Raw genomic sequence first — 2,921 nt, forward strand, 5'->3', positions numbered from 1 at the left:
ACTCGAACGCTTGGCGGCTGACGCGGGAGTGGCATTCATACCGGTGGATGCACGCGACTTAACCGCACCAACGCGGGCGAGAATCGACGAGGCACTCACAGAGCCGCCTGAGTTTGGCAAACGCAGGTTGACGGCCCGTGCCGGTTGGCGAATCGAGCCGAAACCGGGATGGATGGAGCATCGCGTTGCCGGCCCACTGATTGCCATCGGCCTGTTGTTCTTGCCAGCGATCGCGACCATCTTTGGTGCCAATGCCGCGGCGGATTGGTTGCACCCCATCGTCGCCGGTTGGTTTGAACCGATCATCGCAACCGTCAACGCCACTTGGCCCGAGTGGCTGCGGATCGTGCTGACGGCTCAACAAGGCGAGTTCGGCTACGGGCTGTTGAACATGGGACCGTTTCTACTGGTGTGGTCTCTCCCGACAGTGCTGATGTTCGCTCTGATTCTGGGGGCCTACAAAACGAGTGGATTGATCGAACGGATCAACGTCGCGCTGCATCCGTGGATGCGTCCGTTTGGTTTAAGCGGCCGTGACGTCGTCCGTGTGATGATGGGGTTCGGATGCAACGTTCCGGCGGTGATCAGCACGCGGTCATGTTCGAACTGTTCACGCGGTCCCGCCGTGTCAACGATCGCATTCGGATCGGCTTGCAGCTACCAACTGCCGGCCACCTTGGCTGTGTTGTCGGCCGTGGCGGTCGCGACGGGGGCGTCGGCTGCGCTACTGACATGGGGTTTTCTTTCCTACCTATTGATCACGACGCTGGTGTACCTGCGTTTGACCGCGGGGAAACAGGCTCGCAGTTCGCTGAATGTTTTGATGACACCGAGCCGACCGTTCATGCAATGGCCAACGTTCTCGGCGTTGTGGCGAGAGGCTTCCGGAACCATTCGGCAGTTCCTATTCCAAGCGATGCCGATTTTTGTAGCGATCTGTCTGGCGGCTTCGCTGCTCGCTCACTGGGGCGTCCTCGACCTCGCGTCTCGGGTTCTCGGGCCGGTCATGAGACTGTTCGATCTGCCTTCGCAGTCGGCCCTGCCGATCGTGCTGGCGTCGGTTCGCAAGGACGGCATCTTTCTGCTTGCCGCTGATGACGGCCTCTCGTTCCCGATGACCGCCGCCCAGGCGTTGACGGCGGTGTATTTGGCGGGAGTGCTGCTGCCATGCATGGTCACCGCAATGACGATCGGCCGCGAGACGGGATGGATCAAGACGTTGAGGCTCCTCGCACAACAGGCCGGGTTTGCGACGCTCTTTGCGTTGATGCTGGCTTGGGGAGGGAGATGGTTTCTATGATCCGTTTGAATCGACAAAGTGATCAATCAACGGAAGAGTCCGTTACCGAAAAAACAACTCGTCAATGGAGTGAGCATCGGATGTCCGATCATGCCGAGCCCATCGTTCCTGACACGACGAACCACGACAGCACGGCGAGTCGCCAAAGCATGAGTAGCGAACCGCTGCAACATGCCGTTAGCTTGCTAAGTCAACAGGTTTGGTGCTGGGGTCAAGACATTCTGCGCCCCGAAGGCAACTGGTTGCTCGAGATCGGTTTCGATCGGCTCCGCCCGCCCTCGAACCGTAAAAATTGCTCCAGCGTCTACGTTCTGGAACTGCCGCACGGACGGCGCGTTGTTCTACGCGGGTTCGGTGTCTTCTATGGCGATGAAACGCGTGGAGGCGTTTTCTTGCGACGCTTTGAGTTCCAACCGTGCTACACAGACCAGCCGAAACTCGATTGCCCACCTTGGTCGGACGAGGACATGCCTTCATTGAGTCCACCGAACGACTCGCAGCGCAACCTGTGTGCCTCGCTGACCCTCGACCTGATCGATTGGATTCGCTCATACGAGGTGAACATTGTCGAGCAGTTGGGGATTGAGTACCGGCGTCAAACGCTGGCCAAATGGAACAACGGCGAGCGTCCTTTCACCCCCGCAGAAAAATTTGCCTCTGCATGGCGTGGCCTTTCATTTCAAATCGCCGCCAACTTTGACTCGTATTTAGGGCACGCGAAATCATGAGCGAAAGCATCATTCCAACTTCCTACGAGCAATGGCGGCACTGCATCGAAGTACGCTGCCACATCCAACTGACACCGCAGTATATCGACGAACGATTGGCGGAACTGGAAAACACCCATCATGCGAAAACGCGAGAATTCGCAAAGCTCTACGGAACCGATCATCTCGAGCGGACGATCGGTTGGTTTCGCCAAGCGTCGCACGAGGTGACCCGAGAGGCCGGGAGTCGTCATGCCTGAGACGATGCCTGTAAGCCGCAATCGCGCGAAACCGCGTCGCGGTACACGTGCTGGTCAAGGATGGTGCATTCCTCAAACGGTTCGCCGTTTTGGCGAAAAGTTGATGTCGCAGCAAGTCTGGTGCTGGGGCAGAGACGTGGAGTGCCCCGATGGCAATCTGCTGATGCGATTTGGGTTTGAACGCTATCGCGACAACGATACCGCGGATCGTTCGACGTGTTATCGATTGGACCAAGACGAACTGCACGTTTGCCTGTGGGGATTCGGGATGTTTTTCGGAAGCCGCCAGCTAGGCGGCCTGTACCTCAACCGGTTCAACTTCATTCCCTCGTGGGCACCCGTTGAGTCCGTTTCGCTGGCGGTCCATTGGCCTGACGAACTTCCCGCCTTCACTCGCCCTCGTGGCGAATCGCAATGGCAGCGTGCCCGAATGCTCTGGAAGCAATCTTTGCTTTGGATCGCAGGATACGAGTCTTGGGTCCGCAAGAACATCGGCATCACCTATCGTCGCCACTGCGTCGGGAGCTGGCTGCAGCCATTCGTGCGACCGGAAAAGAAGGTTGCCGCATGGCGTTTCCTCAGTCGACAGGGCTGGGAAGGTCAAGGCCAACCGCTGAATCAAGTGCTCCAACAGTTCACCATTTGAGAGCGTGC

At 58.2% G+C, this 2,921-nt stretch carries 4 protein-coding genes; all 4 read left to right on the plus strand.

All coding sequences use genetic code 11. From position 1 onward, the window contains the following. Positions 1-1,300 (plus strand): nucleoside recognition domain-containing protein (locus tag ACF8AM_RS20045; RefSeq protein WP_392557352.1); only part of this gene is annotated, 1,300 nt, incomplete at its 5' end. 80 nt (positions 1,301-1,380) lie between these two features. After that, positions 1,381-2,028 (plus strand): hypothetical protein, encoded by a 648-nt coding sequence (locus ACF8AM_RS20050; RefSeq protein ID WP_392557353.1) that lies wholly within the window; start codon positions 1,381-1,383, stop codon positions 2,026-2,028. After that, positions 2,025-2,267: a hypothetical protein gene (locus ACF8AM_RS20055; protein WP_392557354.1), complete on the plus strand. Its 243-nt coding sequence runs from the start codon at positions 2,025-2,027 to the stop codon at positions 2,265-2,267. The genes ACF8AM_RS20050 and ACF8AM_RS20055 overlap by 4 nt, the downstream gene beginning before the upstream one ends. 103 nt (positions 2,268-2,370) lie before the next feature. After that, positions 2,371-2,913: a hypothetical protein gene (locus ACF8AM_RS20060; protein ID WP_392557355.1), complete on the plus strand. Its 543-nt coding sequence runs from the start codon at positions 2,371-2,373 to the stop codon at positions 2,911-2,913. Positions 2,914-2,921: the final 8 nt, after the last annotated feature.

Source organism: Rhodopirellula sp. JB055 (genome assembly GCF_043100905.1).
Classification (GTDB): domain Bacteria; phylum Planctomycetota; class Planctomycetia; order Pirellulales; family Pirellulaceae; genus Rhodopirellula.